Source organism: Amycolatopsis aidingensis, assembly GCF_018885265.1.
Classification (GTDB): Bacteria; Actinomycetota; Actinomycetes; order Mycobacteriales; family Pseudonocardiaceae; genus Amycolatopsis; species Amycolatopsis aidingensis.
In genome coordinates, this window is record NZ_CP076538.1 from 5,386,525 (window position 1) to 5,403,544 (window position 17,020).

Here is a 17,020-nt window from a genome sequence, read left to right on the forward strand (position 1 = left end):
GTTGCCATGGATTTCTCGCTCAGTGAAGCACAGCGCGAGCTCGCCGCGCTCACTCGCCGTATCCTGACCGACCAGCTGCCCCCGGAGTCGTTGCCCAGACACGGATCCGGCGGTTTCGACAGAGCATTGTGGACCGAACTGGGCAAGGCGGGCATCATCGACGCCGCCCTGCCATCGGCCGTGGGCGGCGGCGGGTTCGGGTTGCTGGAGCAGTGCTCGATCCTGGCCGAGCTGGGCCGGGCCGCCGCACCGGTCCCCTACCTGCCCACGGTCACCATGGCCGGGTCCGCGCTGGCCGGGTTCGGCGATGGCGAGCTGCTGGAACGCTGGCTGGTGCCACTGCTGCGCGGGGAGGCGCTGCTCACCGCTGCGCTGCCGGACGCGGACACGCCGTGCGGGTTCACCGCCGAGCGCGCCGGGAACGGTTGGCGGGTCTCCGGCACGCAGACCGTGGTGCCCTTCGCCGCCTTCGCCGACGGTTTCCTGCTGCCAGCCGCCACCGCCGACGGCGAGGTGCTGCTGCTGGTGGAGCGCGACCGGCCAGGGCTGTCCGTGCTCGGTCAGCGGGTGGTCGACCGGGGCGACGCGGGCCTGGTGGAGGCGACGGAGCTGAGCCTGCCGGCCGGGGCCGCGCTCGGCGAGCCCGGCGCGGGGCTGGCGGAATGGCTGCGGCTACGCGGCACAGTCGGCCTGGTGGCCGCGCAGTTCGGCGTGCTGGAACGCGCGCTGGAGCTGACCGCGGAGTACGCCCGCGAGCGCACCCAGTTCGACCAGGTCATCGGCGGTTTCCAGGCGGTGCGGCAGCGGCTGGCGGATGCCTACCTCGACGTGCACGCGGTCCGGCTGACCCTGTGGCAGGCCGCCTGGTGCCTCGCCGAGGGTGAACCGGCCGATTCCGCGGTGGCCACGGCGAAGTTCTGGGCCGCCGAAGCCGGGCACCGGGTGGCGCACACTGCGGTGCACATCCACGGCGGGGTCGGCATCGACGTGGACTACCCGCTGCACCAGTACTTCGTCGCGGCCAAGCGCAACGAGTTCGCCCTCGGCGGGGCCACCACGCAGCTGCGGGCGCTCGGCGACCTGCTGGCACAGGAGCCAGCGTGAGTAGCTCTGCCGCGGGCCGCAGCAGCCAAGGTGACCACGGAGCGCGCCCCTGGCCGAAGCCCCGCTGTCGGGGCGGCGGGGCGCGCACTGCCGCGACCGCAAGCTGAATCGAGAGCGGCGCCCCGTCGACACGATCGCGGACGCGCGCGGGGCCGGGAAGGAGAAGACGTGACGGTTCCCACGGTCACCGACCTGCTGCTGGCGCGCGCCGGAGACGAGCATCCCGGACTGCGTTTCGAGGAGGAGACCTGGTCCTGGCCGGAGCAGCTGCGGGCCTGCGCCCAGCACGGGGCCGCGCTGCGCAGCCTGCTGCGTCCAGGCGCACCGCCACATGCCGGGGTGCTGGCCGACAACCTGCCGGCCTGGTCCTTCCTGCTCGGCGGGGCCGCCCTCGCCGGTGCCGTGCTGGCCGGGCTGAACCCGGTACGCCGGGGCGAGGCGCTGGCCAGGGACGTGCGGCTGGCCGACTGCCAGGTGGTGCTGGCGCAGCGCGAGTACCTCCCGCTGCTGGCCGGGCTCGACCTCGGCGGGGCGGCCGTGCTCGAACTGGACGGCGCCGAGTGGCTGGAGCTGCTCGGGGCGCACCGGGAGGCCCCGCTGGACCCGGTGCCCGCCACCCCCGAGGACCTGCTGATGCTCATCTACACCTCGGGCACCAGCGGAGACCCGAAGGCGGTCCGTTGTACGCACGGCAAGATAGCCTTTCCCGGCCGGATGCTCGCCGACCGGTTCGGACTGTCCACTACGGACACTGTCTACGTCTCGATGCCGCTGTTCCACTCGAACGCGGTGCTGGCAGGCTGGTCGGTCGGACTGGCTGCGGGCGCGACGATCGCACTGCGCCGCAGGTTCTCCGCATCCGGTTTCCTTCCCGACGTTCGCCGGTTCGGGGCCACCTACGCCAACTACGTTGGTACCCCACTGTCCTATGTGCTCGCCACACCGCGCAGGCCGGACGACGCGGACAATCCGCTGCGGCTGGTGTACGGCAACGAGGGTGCCGAGGCGGATCTGGCCGCCTTCGCCGAGCGGTTCGGCTGTCAGGTGGTGGACGCCTTCGGCTCCACCGAGGGTGGTGTCGGCTTCGCGCGCACCGAGGACACGCCGCCGGGCTCGCTCGGCAGACCTGCCGAGGGCGTGCTCGTACTGCATCCGGAGACCGGCGCACCCTGCCAGCCCGCCGAGTTCGACGGCGATGGCAGGCTGCGCAACGCCGAGCAGGCGGTGGGTGAGCTGGTGAACGCCACGGGCCCCGGCTGGTTCGCGGGCTACTACCGGGACCCGGCCGCCGATGCCGAGCGGGTCCGCGGGGGCAGGTACTTCACCGGTGACCTTGCCTACCTCGACGCCGACGGTTTCTGTTACTTCGCGGGCCGGCGCGGCGACTGGTTGCGGGTTGGCGGCGAGAACCTCGGCACCGCACCGATCGAGCGGGTGCTGCTGCGCCACCCCGCCATCGCGGAGGCCGCCGTGTACGCGGTTCCGGATGAGCGGGTCGGCGACACCGTGATGGCCGCGCTGGTGCTCACCTGCGAGGCGGCACTCGGGCCGGAGGAGTTCGGCGAGTTCCTGTCCGGGCAGGCGGATCTCGGGCCACGGCAGGTGCCCCGGTATGTCCGGATCACCCGCGCACTGCCCCGCACCGCCACCTACAAGGTACTCAAGCGGGAGCTGTCCGCGCAGGGAACGCGCTGCGCGGACCCGGTGTGGCGGCTGTGCCAGGAAAACGGCCAAACAAATGCCAACCCCGAAATCAGGTACTCCCCTGGCGGCTGAACGCTGGTAGCTTGCCAGTAAAGGTGATCTTGACTGGGGAGGTATCCATGCGAAGAGCGCTGTCCGTGCTGGCCGCGCTGCTGCTGACGTTCACCCTGACCACACCGGCCGCACAGGCGGCGCCCACCCGGATCGACGCGAGCGACTTCCGGCTCAAGGCGGGCGGCTACAATCCGGTGATCAGCAGGCTGGACCGGGAGCTGCGAAATGTCTCCTTCCCCGAAGTGCTGGACAGCGCGAACCGTGCCGCGGTGACCGGAAGCGAGTGCCGTCCCGGCGCGGCCAACCAGGTGGCTTCGTTCTGCTGGAAGTCCGGCGACAACGGCACCGACGACTGGTACCCGCAGGGCATCAGCTCCACCGCGGACGCCTACGGCAGCGGTACCTACGAGGGCCGGACCGCGCTGTTCGCCAGCTGGTACTACAAGGGTTCCGGCACGAGCAAGGGTGTGCGGGTGTCCTTCGTGGACTACGCGAACCCGGACGCGCCGAAGTACCGGCACGTGCTGCTGGTCGAGCCCTACACCAACGCGGCGGGGCAGCCCGACTTCCGCGCGGTGCGCGTGCACGCGGGCGGGATCTTCGCCTACGGCTACTACCTGTACGTCGCCGACACCTGGGGCGGTTTCCGCGCCTTCGACCTGCGGCACCTCTGGCAGGTCTCCACCGGGGACAAGGGCAGGATCGGCAGGCAGGCCGACGGCTCCTACCACGCGCACAACTACCTGTTCGTGCTGCCGCAGGCACTGAAGTTCACCGCGTCCACCGTCGATGGCGCGGCCCGGCTGCGCCACTCCGCCGCCTCGCTCGACCGCACCAGCACGCCGGACAGCGTGGTGGTACCCGAGTACAGCGCGGACGGCACCGGAACCAGGGTGGTCCGCTTCCCGATCGACTACACCGACCGGATGTTCAAGGAGTCCGGCGACGGCTACACCTACGGCACCGAGGGCTACCGGGTGGACCTGCGGAGCATGCAGGGCGCCACCGCGATCAACGGTGAGTTCTTCGTCTCGGCCAGTGCGGGCGCGGGCAGCCGCGGGTCGCTGTACACCTTCACCTCCGGCAGCGGGCCACGTAAGCACGCAGGCGCGCAGCCGATCGGACCGGAGGACCTTTCCTACCGCGGCCCGGACAACCAGTTGTGGGGGCTCACCGAGTACCCGGGCAAACGGTTCGTCTACGCGGTCGACCCGCGCCGGTTCTGAGAGTCTGGCGCTTCCGCGCCTGGCGGGCGGTATGCAATACTGCGACGCCAGGCGCGGTCCCGCGCCCAACTCCCGGTTCCGGCGCTCACGCCGTCGGCTCGAGTGGGAGCAAAGGGGGCTCCAGCCCTCGGGACGCCGGTTCCTGACGCCCTTTCCGGCGGGCTTCGCGAGCGTGAGTCGCGTGGCGCCGCCCACGAGAGGAGCGCAGGATGACCAGGCGGAGTTCGTTCAAGCGGCTCGTACGCGCACGGATGGCGAAGACGGGCGAGAGCTACACGGCGGCGCGGACGCAGCTGCTTGCCGCGCGGGACCAGGAGCCGCAAAGCAGCTCGGAAGCGCAGGCCACTCCCCGGCTGGCGACCTCGGAGGAGTCGATCCGGCAGCGCACCGGGCGCGGCTGGGAGGAATGGTTCGACCTGCTCGACGAGTGGGGTGCCGCGCAGCGGTCGCATCGGGAGATCGCGCGCTGGGTGGCAGGCCAGCTGGGGATCGAACCCCTTGCCTGGAACGCCCAGGCCGTGGCCGGCAGCTACGAGCGTGCCCGCGGCCTGCGGGCGGTCGGGGAACGGGCCGACGGGTTCGCGGTGACGGCACAGAAGACCATCGCGGTGTCCGCGGACCAGCTGTTCGAGGCATTCGTCGACGAGTCGCTGCGGCGGCGCTGGCTGCCCGACGGCGAACTGCGCGAGCGCACCGCCACGAAACCGAAGTCGGCCCGGTTCGACTGGCTCGGCGGGGCGACCAGGGTCCATGTCGTCCTCGACCGCAAGGGAGAGGGCGCGACCAGGGTGGCCGTGGAGCATGCGCGACTCGCCGATGCCGATGCGGCCGAGCGGATGAAGGCCTACTGGCGGGAGCGGCTGGCCACGCTCAAGGGACGGCTCGAGCGGGGTGAGCTCGATGCCTGAGCTCAACTACCTTGCGGTCGGCGTGGCGATGGTGGCCGCGCTGCTGGTGAGCGGAACGTGGTACGCGCTGCTCGGCAGCCACCTTGCCCGGCTGCACGAGGCGTACGCGGGCGGTTCCCGGCCGGCCGCGCTCACCGTACCCGTCGAGCTGGTGCGCAACCTGGTACTGGCCACGGTGCTGGCCGGGCTGGCCGCCCAGCTCGGGATCAGCGGCTTCGGGGCCGCGCTGCTGCTCGCCATCGTCCTGTGGGTGGGCTTTCCCATGGTGCTGCTCACCGGTTCGGTGTTCCACGAGAAGGTGCCCGCCAAGCTCGCCGCGATCCATGCCGGGGACTGGCTGCTGAAGCTGCTCGTGCTCACCGTGATCGTCGGAGTATGGCGCTAGGCAGCCCATGGCGGCCGCAGCTGCGCCCGATGGCGAGCTCGGCCGGCAGCGGGCCGGCAGACGGGTCGCCCCCGCCGAGGATCCCGATCGCCCGCTCGGCCATCGCACGCAACGGCTGGCGGGTGACGGTCAGCGGCGGGGCGGTGAAGTTCGCGTCCGGGCTCCCATCGCAGCTGACCACGGCGAGCCGGTCCGGGATCCGGACGCCCTCGGCGTAGGCGGCGGCCAGCAGCCCGATCGCCTGCTCGTCGGTGGCAGCCACCAGCGCGCGAGGCAGGCGGCCTGACCGCGCCAGCGAACCGAACAGGCCGGCCGCCGCCGCGCGGGTGTAGGCACAGCGCAACGGCTCGGTGCCGCCGGTGGCCGCGCGCCAGGCCGCCACCCGGTCCCCGACCGGACCGTGGTCGGTGGGACCCGCGAGGAAGGCGATCTCCTGGTACCCGTCCTCGCGCAGATGCGCCACGGCCGCCCCGATCGCCGCCGTGTTGTCCCCGGCGACCAGGGGCGCGTCCGACCCCGGCGGGCGATGGTGCAGGTAGACGGCCGGGGTGCCGGTGGCCAGCGCGCGGGTGACGGGATCCTCCTCGCCGCCGGCCGACACCACCACCACACCCTCGACCTGGGCGGTGAGCAGCAGGTCCACCGTGCGGGACTGGCGCGGCGCGTCGTAGTCCGAGTTGGCCGTGACGGCCAGCTTGCCCGCCCCGGTCAGCGCGCGTTCCAGCTCGCGCGCGAGGGCGGCGAAGTACGGGTTCGTGGTGTCCGGCAGGACGAGACCGACCAGTCCGGAGCGGCCGGAACGCAGCGCCGCGGCGGCGCGGTTGCGGTGGTAGCCGAGCTCGCGCACGGCCTCGAGTACCCGCGCCCTGGTCCGCTCGGCCACCGGGCGCGGCCCGTCGTTGAGCACGTAGCTGACCACCGCCACCGAGGTGCCCGCCCGCCGGGCCACGTCCGCCATCGTCACTGCCACCGCTAACTCCCTTGACCGCGCTGCGCCCGTCCGATCATCCTCACTCTAAACGTTTAGATCACCGGAGGTAGCTGGCATGAGCACACGCTATGAACTGCACTGCCATCTGGACGGCTCGGTACGCCCGGACACGGTGGCCGACCTGGCCGCGGAACAGGGCATCCGGCTCGAGGGGCCGGTGCGGGAGCTGGTGGTGGCCCCGCCGGTGTGCGCGAACCTGATGGACTACCTGACCCGGATCGATGCCGTGCTGGATGTACTGCAGACCCCGGACTCCCTGCGCCGGGTCGCGCGGGAGCTGGTGGCGGACTGGCGGTCCGACCGGGTCGGCTACGGCGAGGTGCGATTCGCCCCGCAGTTGCACGGGCGCGCCGGGATGACCATGGACGAGGCGGTGGGCGCGGTCGCCGAGGGGCTCGCCGAGGGCGGCGCGGCGACCGGGGTACGGACCGGGCTGCTGCTGTGCTGCCTGCGCCAGCAGTCGCCGGAGGTCAGCGAGCAGGTGGTGGACACCGCGCTGCGGCACCGGTCCCTGGTGGCTGCGGTGGACCTGGCCGGGGACGAGAGCAGGCCGGGCACGCCGCACCGCCCGGCCTTCGACGCGGCCCATGCCGCCGGCCTGCCGGTCACCATCCACGCGGGCGAGGCGGCCGGGCCGGAGAGCGTCTGGGAGGCGCTGGAGGTGCTGGGCGCGGCGCGGATCGGGCACGGGGTGCGGGCGGCGGCCGACCCGGCGCTGGTGTCGCGGCTGCGCGCGGAGCGAATCCCGCTGGAGATGTGCCCGGTGAGCAACGTGCAGACCGGCGCCGTGCCCAGCCTGGCCGAGCACCCCGCGGACCGGTTGCTCGCGGAAGGCCTCGCGGTCACCATCAGCACCGACGCGCGCACCACCTCGGCGACCAGCATCGAGCGGGAGTTCGCCGAGCTCGGCAGGCAGTTCGGCTGGGCAGGCGAGCAGGAGCGGCGCTGCCAGGACAACGCCCGCGCCGTCGCCTTCGCGGCGAGCCCACCGGCAGCGCCTACCGCGGCCGCGCCGGGGAACCGGTGAGCTCGGGAGCCGGGTCCGGAATGGATCAGTCGGCGGGAGCGGTGATCGGGCGCAACCGGCGGGGGCCGGTGTCCGGCCGGGACGGGGGCGGGCCGAGCACGAGCCGGGCGTTGGCCACGAAGGCACCCTCGGGGGAGGCCAGGATCGGTTCCAGCGCCAGCGAGCGGACCTCGGGATTGTCCTCGGCCAGCGCGGCCACCCGCAGCACCAGGTCCTCCAGCGCGGCAAGGTCCACCGGATCATCGCCCCGGTACCCGGTGAGCAGCGGTGCCGTCCTCGGCTCGCGTACCAGAGTCGCCGCGTCCACATCGGTCAGCGGCACCGCGCGGTAGGCGGTGTCCCCGAGCAGGCTGCTGACCACCCCGGACAGGCCGAAGGACACCAACGTGCCGAAGGAGGGGTCGTCCTGCAGGCCGATCACGCAGGACATGCCCTTGGGCGCCATCCGCTGCACGTACACCTCGTCCATCCCGGACACCTCGCGCAGGTCGCGGTAGCTGGTGCGCACCGAGTCCTCCGAGGTCAGGTCCAGCCGGACCCCGATCAGGTCGGGCCTGCCGCGCAGCCGCTCGTCCACCGCCTTCAGGGTCACCGGGTACCCGAGCTCGGCCGCCGCGGCCACGGCCTCGTCCGCCCCGGCCACTACCCGGAACGGCACCACCTCGATCCCGTAGCAGTGCAGCACCCGCAGGGCGTCGGTATCCCCGAGGGAGACCGTCTTGTCCTCGGCCGCGGCGAGCACCTCGCGGACCACGGCCTGTCCCTGCTGCGGATGCGTGCCGCCCGGCCGGACCAGGTTGCCCTGCGGGCGCTGCCGCCACGCCGCGTACCGGACCACCCTGGCCAGCGCGTTCACCGCCCGCTCGGGGCTGGGGTAGGACGGGATCGAACCGCGGGTCGGCGAGCCGTCCTCGGCCCGCACCGCCAGCTCGTCGGGCACCCCCTCGGCGGCGAGGAAGGTGGAGACGATCGGTTTCTCCCCCTGCCGCCCGGTTTCCACCACGGCCTCGCGCAGCGCCCGCGCGTAACTCGTGCCGGGGATCGCCAGCGGTGGCACGAACACCACCACCAGCGCGTCGACCTCGGCCGAGGTGAGCGTCTCGGCCACGGCGGCGGCGAACTCCTCCGGGGTGGCCTGCGCCCCCACGTCCACCGGGTCGGTGCCCAGCCGCAGGCCCTGCGCCCGCGCGGTGTCCGCGGCGAGCAGGCCGATCGCGCTGGAGTTGCCGACGATCCCGATCCGGGAGCCCGCAGGCAGCGGCTGGTGGGCGAACACCAGTGCGGTGTCGAACAGCTGGGCCAGGCTGTCCACGCGGACCACGCCCGCCTGCTCGAACAAGGCCTGCACGCTGGACTCGTCCACCTCGGCCGAGGTGGCCGCGAGCTGTGGCCGCACCGCGTGTCGGCCCGACTTGACCGCCACGATCGGTTTGTTCCTGGCCAGCCTGCGCGCGAGGCGGGCGAACTTGCGCGGGTTGCCGAAGGACTCCAGGTACAGCAGCACCAGGTCGGTGTCCGGGTCACTCTCCCAGTACTGCAGCAGGTCGTTGCCGGAGACGTCGGCCCGGTTGCCCGCGGAGACGAAGGTGGAGAGGCCGAGCCCGCGGGCCTCGGCATCGGCCAGGATGGCGATGCCGAGCGCACCGGACTGGCAGAAGAACCCGGTGCGCCCCCTGGCCGGAAGCCGCGGGGCCAGGGTCGCGTTCAGCCGGACACCGGCGTCGGTGTTCAGCACGCCCAGCGCGTTCGGGCCGACCACCCGCATGCCGTGCGCCCTGGCCTCGCCGACCAGCCGCAGTTCCGCGTGCAACCCGTGCGGACCAGCCTCGGCGAAGCCGCCGGAGACGATGAGCAGGGTCTTCACGCCCTTCTCCAGCGCGCCGTCGAGCACCGACTCGACCTGGCTCGCCGGGACCGCGACGACCGCGAGATCGACCGGGTCGGGAATGTCCAGTACGGAAGGGTAGGCGCGGACCCCGCGTACCGAGCGGTGCTCGGGGTTGACCGGGTACACCGTGCCCGCGAAGTCCGCGGACAGCAGGTTGCTCAGTGCGACGTAGCCGATCTTGGTGGGATCGGTGGAGGCGCCGATCACGGCGACCGAGGTGGGATGCAGCAGGTTGTGCACGCTGCGCGCCTCGGCGGCCTGTTCCCGCGACCGGGCCACCTCCAGCGACTCCTCGGTCGGGTCGATGTCGAACTCAAGGTGCACGAGGCCCTCGTCGAACTCCCTGCTGACCTGGTATCCGGCGTCCCGGAACACCCGCACCATCTGGGAGTTCTCGGCGAGCACCTCGGCGACGAACCGGCCCAGCCCGCGCTCGGAGGCCGCGGCGGCGAGGTGCTCCAGCAGGATGGAGCCGAGCCCCCGGCCCTGGTGCGCGTCGTCCACCAGGAACGCCACCTCGGCCGAGTCTCCGTCCCCGAGCCGCTCGTACCGGCCGACGGCGACGATCTCGTCCCCGAGCAGGGCCACGAAGGCGACCCGGTCGTGGTGGTCGACGATGGTGAACCGGTCCAGGTCCCGTTGCGGGATACGCGGGTAGGCGCCGAAGTAACGCAAGTACCTGGTCCGCTCGGAAAGCCTGCCGTGCAGCGCCACGATCGCGTCGGCGTCGGCGGGCACGATCGGCCGCAGATGCACCGTTCCGCCGTCGGAAAGCAGGACGTCGGCTTCCCACCTGCGAGGGTAGTCGTAGGGGTCGCGGGACTCGTCGGTAGGCATCGCGGATCAGTCCCTCGGGTCGTCGGGGTCCAGACCGTGCAGCGGGAAGACCGCACGCCGGGTCTCCCGGATCGCGATGTCCACCGCCTCGTCGGCGCCATCGCCCCAGTGGCTGAACCCGGTATCCCGGTCGTCGGTCATCGTGGTCGGCAGCTCCACCCGGGGTGCGGTGTCCCTGACGGTGCGTACCCAGTTGGAGGGAACGGGCGTGCCGGGTGCGAGGTCCCGGTCCAGCACCGTGGCGATCAGGTGGGTCCAGGACCGCGGCACCACCCGGAACAGCTGGTATCCGCCGCCGCCGACGGCGAGCCACCGGCCGTCGGCACAGCTCTCGGCGAGGCCGCGCAGGGTCTGGTAGATGGTGCGGTGCCCGTCCACGGAGAGGGAGAGGTCGGCGAGCGGGTCCTCCTCGTGCGAGTCGACCCCGCACTGGGTCACCAGGATCTGCGGCTTGAACTGGCCCAGCAGCGAGGGAACCACCGCGTGGAAGGCGCGTAGCCAGCCGGGGTCCCTGGTGTTCGGCGGCAGCGGGATGTTCACCGCTGAACCCTCCGCGCCGGAGGTACCGATCTCGCCGGAATAACCGGTTCCGGGGAAGAGAGTGAACGGGTGCTGGTGCAGGGAGATGGTGAGCACCCTGGGGTCGTCGTAGAAGGCGGCCTGCACCCCGTCCCCGTGGTGCACATCCGTGTCCACATAGGCCACCCGGCTGAAACCGTTGTCCAGCAGCCAGGAGATCGCAACCGAACAGTCGTTGTAGACGCAGAACCCGGCCGCGCGGTCGCGCATGGCGTGGTGCAGGCCACCCGCGATGTTGACGGCGCGCTGTGCCCCGCCCTCGGCGATGGTGCGCGCGGCGAGCATGGTCGAGCCGACGACCAGCGCCGAGGACTCGTGCATATCGCTGAAGACCGGGTTGTCGGGGGTGCCGAGGCCATGCCCGACGTCATGGCCCACCATGGGTGCCTGCTTCACCGCTTCGAGGTATTCCGGCACGTGCGCGCGGTGCAGCTCGGCCTCGGTGGCCGGTTCGGGAACCAGCAAGGGCACCCCGTCGAGCACGCCGAGGCTGTTGGCGAGCCGGATGGTCAGGTCGAGCCGGATCGGGTTGAACGGATGGTCGCCACCGAGGTCGTAACCCAGCAGCGCGGAGTCCCATACGACAGCGGACGGACACATGAGGTGAGCCTAATGGTTTTCCCTGCGATCAGCCGAGATATCGGATGTCGCCGGTCACGCTCGGGCATTCACCGGTTACCCGTAACGCCTGCACTTCCTGTCAGCGGTAGCGACTACCATAGGTAACGCGGACGAAGGGGACAGCGTGAACGAGCTCATCGACACCACAGAGATGTACCTACGAACCATCTTCGAGCTCGAAGAAGAGGGTGTCGTACCACTGCGCGCGCGGATCGCCGAGCGCCTCCAGCAAAGCGGGCCCACGGTGAGCCAGACGGTCGCCAGGATGGAACGCGACGGATTGGTGGTGGTCGCCGACGACAGGCATCTGCAACTGACCGATCACGGCCGGGAGCTCGCCATTGCCGTGATGCGTAAGCACCGGCTGGCCGAACGCCTGTTGGTCGACGTGATCGGGCTGGAATGGGAACACGTGCACAACGAGGCATGCCGTTGGGAGCACGTGATGAGCGAGGCGGTGGAGCGCAAGCTCGTCAAATTGCTCGACCACCCGACCACCTCGCCGTACGGCAATCCCATCCCCGGACTGGACAAGCTCGGTGAGGGCGGCGAGCCCGCCCCGCCCGCGGAGTCCGATCTGGTCCGGCTGGACGAGTTCGCCAGGGCAGGCGGCGGCAAGGTGGAGATCCGCCGGATCGCCGAGCACGTGCAGCTGGACGAGGCCCTGATGACCGAGCTGAAGCTGGTCGGCCTCGCACCGGGTAACACCGTGCGGGTGGGCAAGGCCAACGGGGCCGGTTCCACCATCGAGGTCATCGGCGAGAACACCACCGTGCAGGTTCCGTCCTCGGTGCTGCACGCCGTACTGGCGCAGGCGCGGTGACGGCTGCCGGTCCCGAGGTGCTCGCCGCCGAGGCGTTCCGCGCCACGCACGGACGAGCACCCGATGGAGTGTGGTCCGCACCCGGCCGGGTGAACCTGATCGGTGAACACACCGACTACAACGATGGCTTCGTCCTGCCGTTCGCGCTGCCGCACCGGATCGCCGCCGCGGGCTCGGCCCGGGCCGATCAGGTGCTCACCGTGTCCACCCTCGGTTCCGATGACCGGATCCAGCAGGCGGACCCGGTGACCATCCCCGAACTGGCCCCCGGCGCGGACACCGGCTGGTCCGCCTACCCGGCCGGGGTGGCCTGGGTGCTGCGCCAGCACGGCGTGGACCGCGGCGCCGACCTCGTGCTCGCCGGTGACGTCCCCACCGGCGCCGGCCTGTCCTCCTCCGCCGCGCTCGAATGCGCCGTCGCGCTCGCCTTGCTGGGTCTCGCCGGGCACGAGGATCCGGACGGCGCGCGGCGCGCCGAGATCGCGAGATGGACCCAGCGTGCCGAGAACGAGTTCGTCGGCGTACCCACGGGGGTACTCGACCAGACCGCGTCGATGTGCTGCGTCCGTGGCCACGCGCTGTTCCTCGACGTGCGCTCCGGTGACGCCGAGCAGGTTCCCTTCGACGCGGCCGCCGCCGGCCTGAGCGTCCTGGTCATCGACACCCGCGCCAAGCACGCGCACAGCGAGTCCGGCTACGGCGACCGCAGGCGTGGCACCGAGCAGGCCGCGGACCTGCTCGGGGTGAAGGCGTTGCGCGACATCGGCCCGGAAGGGCTCGCCGCCGCCCAGCACACGCTGCCCGAGCCGCTGCGCCCGCTGGTGCGGCATGTGGTCACCGAGAACCGGCGCGTGCTCGACGCCGTGGAGCTGCTGAAGGCGGGGCAGCTCGCCGAGATCGGGCCGCTGCTCGATGCGTCGCACGACAGCCTGCGCGATGACTACCAGGTGTCCTGCCTGGAACTGGACCTCGCGGTCGACGCGGCACGCCAGGCGGGTGCGCTCGGCGCCCGGATGACCGGCGGCGGGTTCGGCGGTTCCGCCATCGCCCTGGTCAGGGAGGCCGACCGGGAGGGGATCGAGGCCGCGGTGCACACCCGGTTCGAGCAGGCCGGGCTGCGCGCTCCTCGCATGTTCGTCGGCGTCCCCTCCGCCGGGGCAGGCCGCGCGTAGGAGGTGAGCCGGCAGGCGGCGGGCACGCCGGGCAACCCCGCTCCCGCCCGGACGTCCCCGTCCATGCACACTCACAACCACACCAGGAGACCGCGGACCCGGTCCGTACTCTCCCCCACCAGCGAGAAAGGCCCGGACGAGCATGCCCACCGCGACGGAGAAGCAGAACAGGCCCCGCAAGCTGGTCGTCACCGGCGGTGCCGGCTATATCGGCAGCGTCTGTGCCGCACGCCTGGTGGAGGCGGGCCACGAGGTGGTCGTGGTGGACGACCTTTCCACCGGGCACGCGGACGCGGTTCCCGCCGGCGCGCGGTTCATCGAGGGTGATGCGGCCGAGACCGCGGAGGTCCTGCTGGCCGAGGGCTTCGACGGTGTGCTGCACTTCGCCGCGAAATCGCTCGTCGGCGAATCCATGCAGGCTCCCGGTCTGTACTGGCATGGGAACGTCCTCACTTCCTTGCGGTTGCTGGAGGCCATGCGCACGCATGGCACCCCCCGGCTGGTGTTCTCCTCCACCGCGGCGACCTACGGGGAACCGGAGCAGAGCCCGATCCCGGAGTCCGCGCCGACCCGGCCGAGCAACACCTACGGCGCCACGAAGCTGGCCATCGACCACGCGATCACCAGCTACGCCCGCGCGCACGGGCTGGCCGCGGTGAGCCTGCGGTACTTCAACGTCGCGGGTGCCTACGGCGGCTACGGTGAGCGGCACACCACCGAGACCCACCTGATCCCGCTGGTGCTCCAAGTCGCCACCGGTGACCGGGCGCAGGTGCAGATCTACGGCGACGACTACCCGACCGAGGACGGAACCGCGGTCCGCGACTACATCCACGTGAACGACCTCGCCGACGCGCACCTCCTCGCCGTCGATCATGCCCGGCCAGGCGAGCACCGGGTCTACAACCTGGGCAACGGCACCGGTTTCTCGGTGCAGCAGGTGATCGACACCTGCCGGGCGGTGACCGGCCACCCCATCCCGGCGGTACTCGCCCCGCGCCGGGCCGGAGACCCGGCCGTGCTGGTGGCCGCCAGCGACCGGGCCAGGGAGGAACTCGGCTGGAAACCGGAGCGGGCCGAGCTGTCCGAGATCGTCGCCGACGCCTGGACCTTTACCCAGAACCGCCGCGCGGCAGGATAGGCCTGCCGAACGGGCGTTCCAGGTCGAGGACGTCCTCCGCCTCGGCGAGCCGCAGCAGCCTCGCCGGTGGCATCCCCGCCCGGAGCGCGCGTACCAGCAGCCCGGACAGCACATGCTCGGGATCCGCGCGCAGTGCGCTGTCGAACGCCATGCCGGCCAGCGCGCCCTCCCCGCGCAGGTACGCGGAATAGCCGAGCAGGCAGGCCGGTTCGGCACGCTCGGGTGCGGGCGTCTCCCTGGCCAGTCGCAGCCACAGCTGCTCGGCGGCCAGCGATCGGGGGCCGCCCCGGGGCAGCACGGTGGCGAGACAGGCGTCCCGGACGCGGGTGTCGGAGAGGGCGCGTGCCAGTGCCACGACCCTGCTGTCGTCGAGTTCCAGCTCGCCACGAGCGGAGTCGGCCAGTGCGCCGCACACCTCGCGGCAGTGTCGTTCGATGGCCGCTTCCGGCGTGTCGGGCTCCTCGCAGGCCTCGGTCAGCCGTGCCGAGCGGCGGGAGAGGACGTCCTCCCCGACCGGATCCAGTAGCCGTTCCATGGCTTCCCTGCTGCCGAAGGTGACCTGGCCGCTGCTCGCCACGGCGGCGGCCGCGGCGGTGATGGCCGGTTCGGGCAGCACTCCGGTGCAGGTGGAGTCGAGGTAACAGTGATAGCGGGCTCCCTTCTCGATCCGCGGTACCCACAGGGCATGCATCGTGCGCATGCCCAGCTCACCGAGCACGGCGGACACCGTGTCCACCAACGTGCCGTGCGCGACGCGCGTAGCACCGTCTGCTGGCTCGTCCGGATGCCTGCCGACCACCACGATGGTGACGCCGACCGCGCCGTCGGCGACCAGTGGCGCGGCCAGATGCCGGACGAGGTCGTGTTCCTGGCCTGGTGGCGGTAGGTCACCGCGAAGCACCAAACCAACCCGGTCGCCCCGGGGCATGGCATGTGCGATGAGCACGAGCGAGCCCTCGGGGCGGAATCCGAGCAGCGCGGGCGTGGCCGCCAGCAACTGCGCCGGGTCCCGAAGGTTGATCTTGATCTCGGAAACTGCCGTGGTCGTGGTCATGTGCTCAGCATGCGGCGCGGCAGGCCGACGGGGCGAGCGCGAGCGAGACCTGTGGACAGTTTCGGGCCGGGTTGAACAACTCGGGCCACGGACCGGATCCGGAGCCAGGTTCTGTCGGTGCGTTGTGCTAGGGCAGGCGGATCGCGCGCCAAGAGCACAATCGAGTAGTTGACCGTCTCGTCAAGTATTCGTAGGCTCCTTGCTCGTGGGACGAACCTCGGATGCCAGGGAACGGATCGTGCGGGCGGCGGCCCGGTTGTTCCTCACCCGCAGCTATGTGTCGGTCGGGGTGGGCGAGGTGTGCGCCGCCGCGGATGTACGCAAGGGCAGCTTCTATCACTTCTTCCCAGCCAAGGCCGACCTGGCGATCGCCGTGATCGACCTGCACGCCGCCGGGTTACATGAGCGGCTCGACCGCAGCGCGCACGCCGACCCCGCGGCGGCCCTGTTCGCGATCCCGGACGCGATCGGTGAGATCCAGCTCGGTTTCGAGGGCCGGTTCGGCCAGGTGGTCGGCTGCCCCTTCGGCAACCTCGGCACCGAGCTGGCCACCTGCGAGGACGCCGTCCGCGCACACCTGTCCGCGTTGTTCACGAGCTGGGTGGGCAAACTCGCGGCGACCTGCCGCCGGGCTGCGGACGCCGGGCTGCTGCGGGCAGGCACCGATCCGGATCGGCTGGCGCACCTGCTGCTTGCCTGCGCCCAGGGCACGATCATGCTCGCGAAGGTCGATCGGTCCCCCGCTGCCGCCATCCCGGAGGCGCTGCGCGAGCTGATCAACGCGCACCTGGCCGAGGAGGTGGCGGCGTGACCGAGCCGACGGAGGTCGATGTGCACGTCGACCCGATGTGCCCGTTCGCCTATCAGGCCGCGCGCTGGCTCCGTGCGGTGCGTGCGCAGGCGCCGGTCACGCTGAACTGGCGGTTCTTCAGCCTGGAGGAGATCAACCGGGCGGAGGGCAAGAAACATCCGTGGCAACGCGAATGGTCCTACGGCTGGTCCCTGATGCGGATCGGCGCACTGCTGCGTCGCCAGGACATGGCCCTGCTGGACGCCTGGTACGACGCGGTCGGGCGAGCGCTGCACGAGCGCGGCGAGAAGCCGCACGAGCGGGACACCGCCCGGTCGCTGCTCACCGGACTGGGGCTGGACGCCGGGATCCTGGACAGGGCCATCGCCGACCCGAGCACGCACCAGGACGTGTACGCGGATCACGAGCGGGTGGTGGCGGCAGGCGGGTTCGGCGTGCCCACGTTGTTCTTCGCCGACGGTCAGTGCCTGTTCGGGCCGGTGCTGGTCGACCCGCCCACCGGGCCGGCCGCACTGCGCCTGTGGCAGGTCGTCACCGGCGCGCTGGAGTTTCCCACCTGTACGAGCTGCAGCGACCCAAGGCCAGCCGTGACCACCAGGTCATCGCCCAGACGCTCGAACCCTATCTGCGGGGCCGGGACTGGGTGAGTGTCGACCGCGGCCGGGTCGTTCCGATGCCCGGCCCTCACCAGGATG

General features: G+C 71.7%; 15 protein-coding genes. 11 read left to right on the forward strand and 4 right to left on the reverse strand.

All coding sequences use genetic code 11. The annotated features are described in order from the left end of the window. The first annotated feature begins 6 nt into the window (after positions 1-6). The 5 genes from KOI47_RS24465 (at position 7) to KOI47_RS24485 (ending at position 5,381) form a co-directional block, all read left to right on the forward strand. Positions 7-1,104: an acyl-CoA dehydrogenase family protein gene (locus KOI47_RS24465; RefSeq protein ID WP_216207921.1), complete on the forward strand. Its 1,098-nt coding sequence runs from the start codon at positions 7-9 to the stop codon at positions 1,102-1,104. A gap of 168 nt (positions 1,105-1,272) precedes the next feature. Further along, a complete protein-coding gene (locus tag KOI47_RS24470; RefSeq protein WP_216207924.1) occupies positions 1,273-2,880 on the forward strand; it encodes a long-chain-fatty-acid--CoA ligase in 1,608 nt (535 codons plus the stop codon). Positions 2,881-2,927: 47 nt separating this feature from the next. Further along, complete coding sequence (locus tag KOI47_RS24475) at positions 2,928-4,088, forward strand: hypothetical protein (RefSeq protein ID WP_216207927.1); 1,161 nt, start codon at positions 2,928-2,930, stop codon at positions 4,086-4,088. Positions 4,089-4,297: 209 nt separating this feature from the next. Continuing rightward, entirely contained in the window at positions 4,298-4,996 is a 699-nt protein-coding gene (locus tag KOI47_RS24480; RefSeq protein ID WP_232376220.1) for a DUF4287 domain-containing protein, read from the forward strand. Further along, entirely contained in the window at positions 4,989-5,381 is a 393-nt protein-coding gene (locus KOI47_RS24485) for a DUF1761 domain-containing protein (RefSeq protein WP_216207930.1), read from the forward strand. Before KOI47_RS24480 ends, KOI47_RS24485 begins: the two co-directional genes overlap by 8 nt. Here KOI47_RS24485 and KOI47_RS24490 read toward each other — a convergent pair. Then, complete coding sequence (locus KOI47_RS24490; protein ID WP_216207932.1) at positions 5,353-6,351, reverse strand: LacI family DNA-binding transcriptional regulator; 999 nt, start codon at positions 6,349-6,351, stop codon at positions 5,353-5,355. The genes KOI47_RS24485 and KOI47_RS24490 overlap by 29 nt on opposite strands. Positions 6,352-6,427: 76 nt before the next feature. Here KOI47_RS24490 and add point away from each other — a divergent pair, with 76 nt between their 5' ends. After that, a complete protein-coding gene (gene add, locus KOI47_RS24495; RefSeq protein WP_216207935.1) occupies positions 6,428-7,399 on the forward strand; it encodes an adenosine deaminase in 972 nt (323 codons plus the stop codon). A 25-nt stretch (positions 7,400-7,424) separates the two neighbouring features. Here the strand turns inward: add and KOI47_RS24500 are convergent, their stop codons facing one another. Further along, on the reverse strand, positions 7,425-10,124 hold the full coding sequence (locus KOI47_RS24500) for a bifunctional acetate--CoA ligase family protein/GNAT family N-acetyltransferase (RefSeq protein ID WP_216207938.1): 2,700 nt from the start codon (positions 10,122-10,124) through the stop codon (positions 7,425-7,427). A 6-nt stretch (positions 10,125-10,130) separates the two neighbouring features. Next, positions 10,131-11,303, reverse strand: a complete 1,173-nt coding sequence (locus tag KOI47_RS24505) for an acetoin utilization protein AcuC (protein ID WP_216207941.1) — start codon at positions 11,301-11,303, stop codon at positions 10,131-10,133. Between the two features lie 145 nt (positions 11,304-11,448). Between KOI47_RS24505 and KOI47_RS24510 the strand changes: the two genes are divergently transcribed. The 3 genes from KOI47_RS24510 (at position 11,449) to galE (ending at position 14,460) form a co-directional block, all read left to right on the forward strand. Beyond that, on the forward strand, positions 11,449-12,147 hold the full coding sequence (locus tag KOI47_RS24510; protein ID WP_170220751.1) for a metal-dependent transcriptional regulator: 699 nt from the start codon (positions 11,449-11,451) through the stop codon (positions 12,145-12,147). Then, the gene (gene galK / locus KOI47_RS24515) at positions 12,144-13,319 is read left to right on the forward strand and encodes a galactokinase (protein WP_232376221.1); all 1,176 of its coding nucleotides are present in this window, start codon (positions 12,144-12,146) and stop codon (positions 13,317-13,319) included. Before KOI47_RS24510 ends, galK begins: the two co-directional genes overlap by 4 nt. Positions 13,320-13,461: 142 nt before the next feature. Then, positions 13,462-14,460 (forward strand): UDP-glucose 4-epimerase GalE, encoded by a 999-nt coding sequence (galE, locus tag KOI47_RS24520; RefSeq protein ID WP_216207945.1) that lies wholly within the window; start codon positions 13,462-13,464, stop codon positions 14,458-14,460. Here galE and KOI47_RS24525 read toward each other — a convergent pair. After that, a complete protein-coding gene (locus KOI47_RS24525) occupies positions 14,432-15,514 on the reverse strand; it encodes a DUF4192 domain-containing protein (RefSeq protein ID WP_216207950.1) in 1,083 nt (360 codons plus the stop codon). The two genes, galE and KOI47_RS24525, sit on opposite strands and share 29 nt — an antisense overlap. A gap of 205 nt (positions 15,515-15,719) precedes the next feature. On the opposite strand from KOI47_RS24525, the gene KOI47_RS24530 reads away from it, so the two are divergent. Continuing rightward, positions 15,720-16,325, forward strand: coding sequence for a TetR/AcrR family transcriptional regulator (locus KOI47_RS24530; RefSeq protein WP_216207951.1), 606 nt, complete (start codon positions 15,720-15,722; stop codon positions 16,323-16,325). Continuing rightward, positions 16,322-16,972, forward strand: a complete 651-nt coding sequence (locus KOI47_RS24535; RefSeq protein ID WP_216207954.1) for a mycothiol-dependent nitroreductase Rv2466c family protein — start codon at positions 16,322-16,324, stop codon at positions 16,970-16,972. Before KOI47_RS24530 ends, KOI47_RS24535 begins: the two co-directional genes overlap by 4 nt. Positions 16,973-17,020: the final 48 nt, after the last annotated feature.

What these genes read in the sequence shown, in the direction of transcription:
- KOI47_RS24465 (WP_216207921.1), top strand. Translation starts at nt 7, where the DNA reads ATGGATTTCTCGCTCAGTGAAGCACAGCGCGAGCTCGCCGCGCTCACT.
- KOI47_RS24475 (WP_216207927.1), top strand. Translation starts at nt 2,928, where the DNA reads ATGCGAAGAGCGCTGTCCGTGCTGGCCGCGCTGCTGCTGACGTTCACC.
- KOI47_RS24480 (WP_232376220.1), top strand. Translation starts at nt 4,298, where the DNA reads ATGACCAGGCGGAGTTCGTTCAAGCGGCTCGTACGCGCACGGATGGCG.
- KOI47_RS24485 (WP_216207930.1), top strand. Translation starts at nt 4,989, where the DNA reads ATGCCTGAGCTCAACTACCTTGCGGTCGGCGTGGCGATGGTGGCCGCG.
- add (WP_216207935.1), top strand. Translation starts at nt 6,428, where the DNA reads ATGAGCACACGCTATGAACTGCACTGCCATCTGGACGGCTCGGTACGC.
- KOI47_RS24500 (WP_216207938.1), bottom strand. Translation starts at nt 10,124, where the DNA reads ATGCCTACCGACGAGTCCCGCGACCCCTACGACTACCCTCGCAGGTGG.
- KOI47_RS24505 (WP_216207941.1), bottom strand. Translation starts at nt 11,303, where the DNA reads ATGTGTCCGTCCGCTGTCGTATGGGACTCCGCGCTGCTGGGTTACGAC.
- galE (WP_216207945.1), top strand. Translation starts at nt 13,462, where the DNA reads ATGCCCACCGCGACGGAGAAGCAGAACAGGCCCCGCAAGCTGGTCGTC.
- KOI47_RS24525 (WP_216207950.1), bottom strand. Translation starts at nt 15,514, where the DNA reads ATGACCACGACCACGGCAGTTTCCGAGATCAAGATCAACCTTCGGGAC.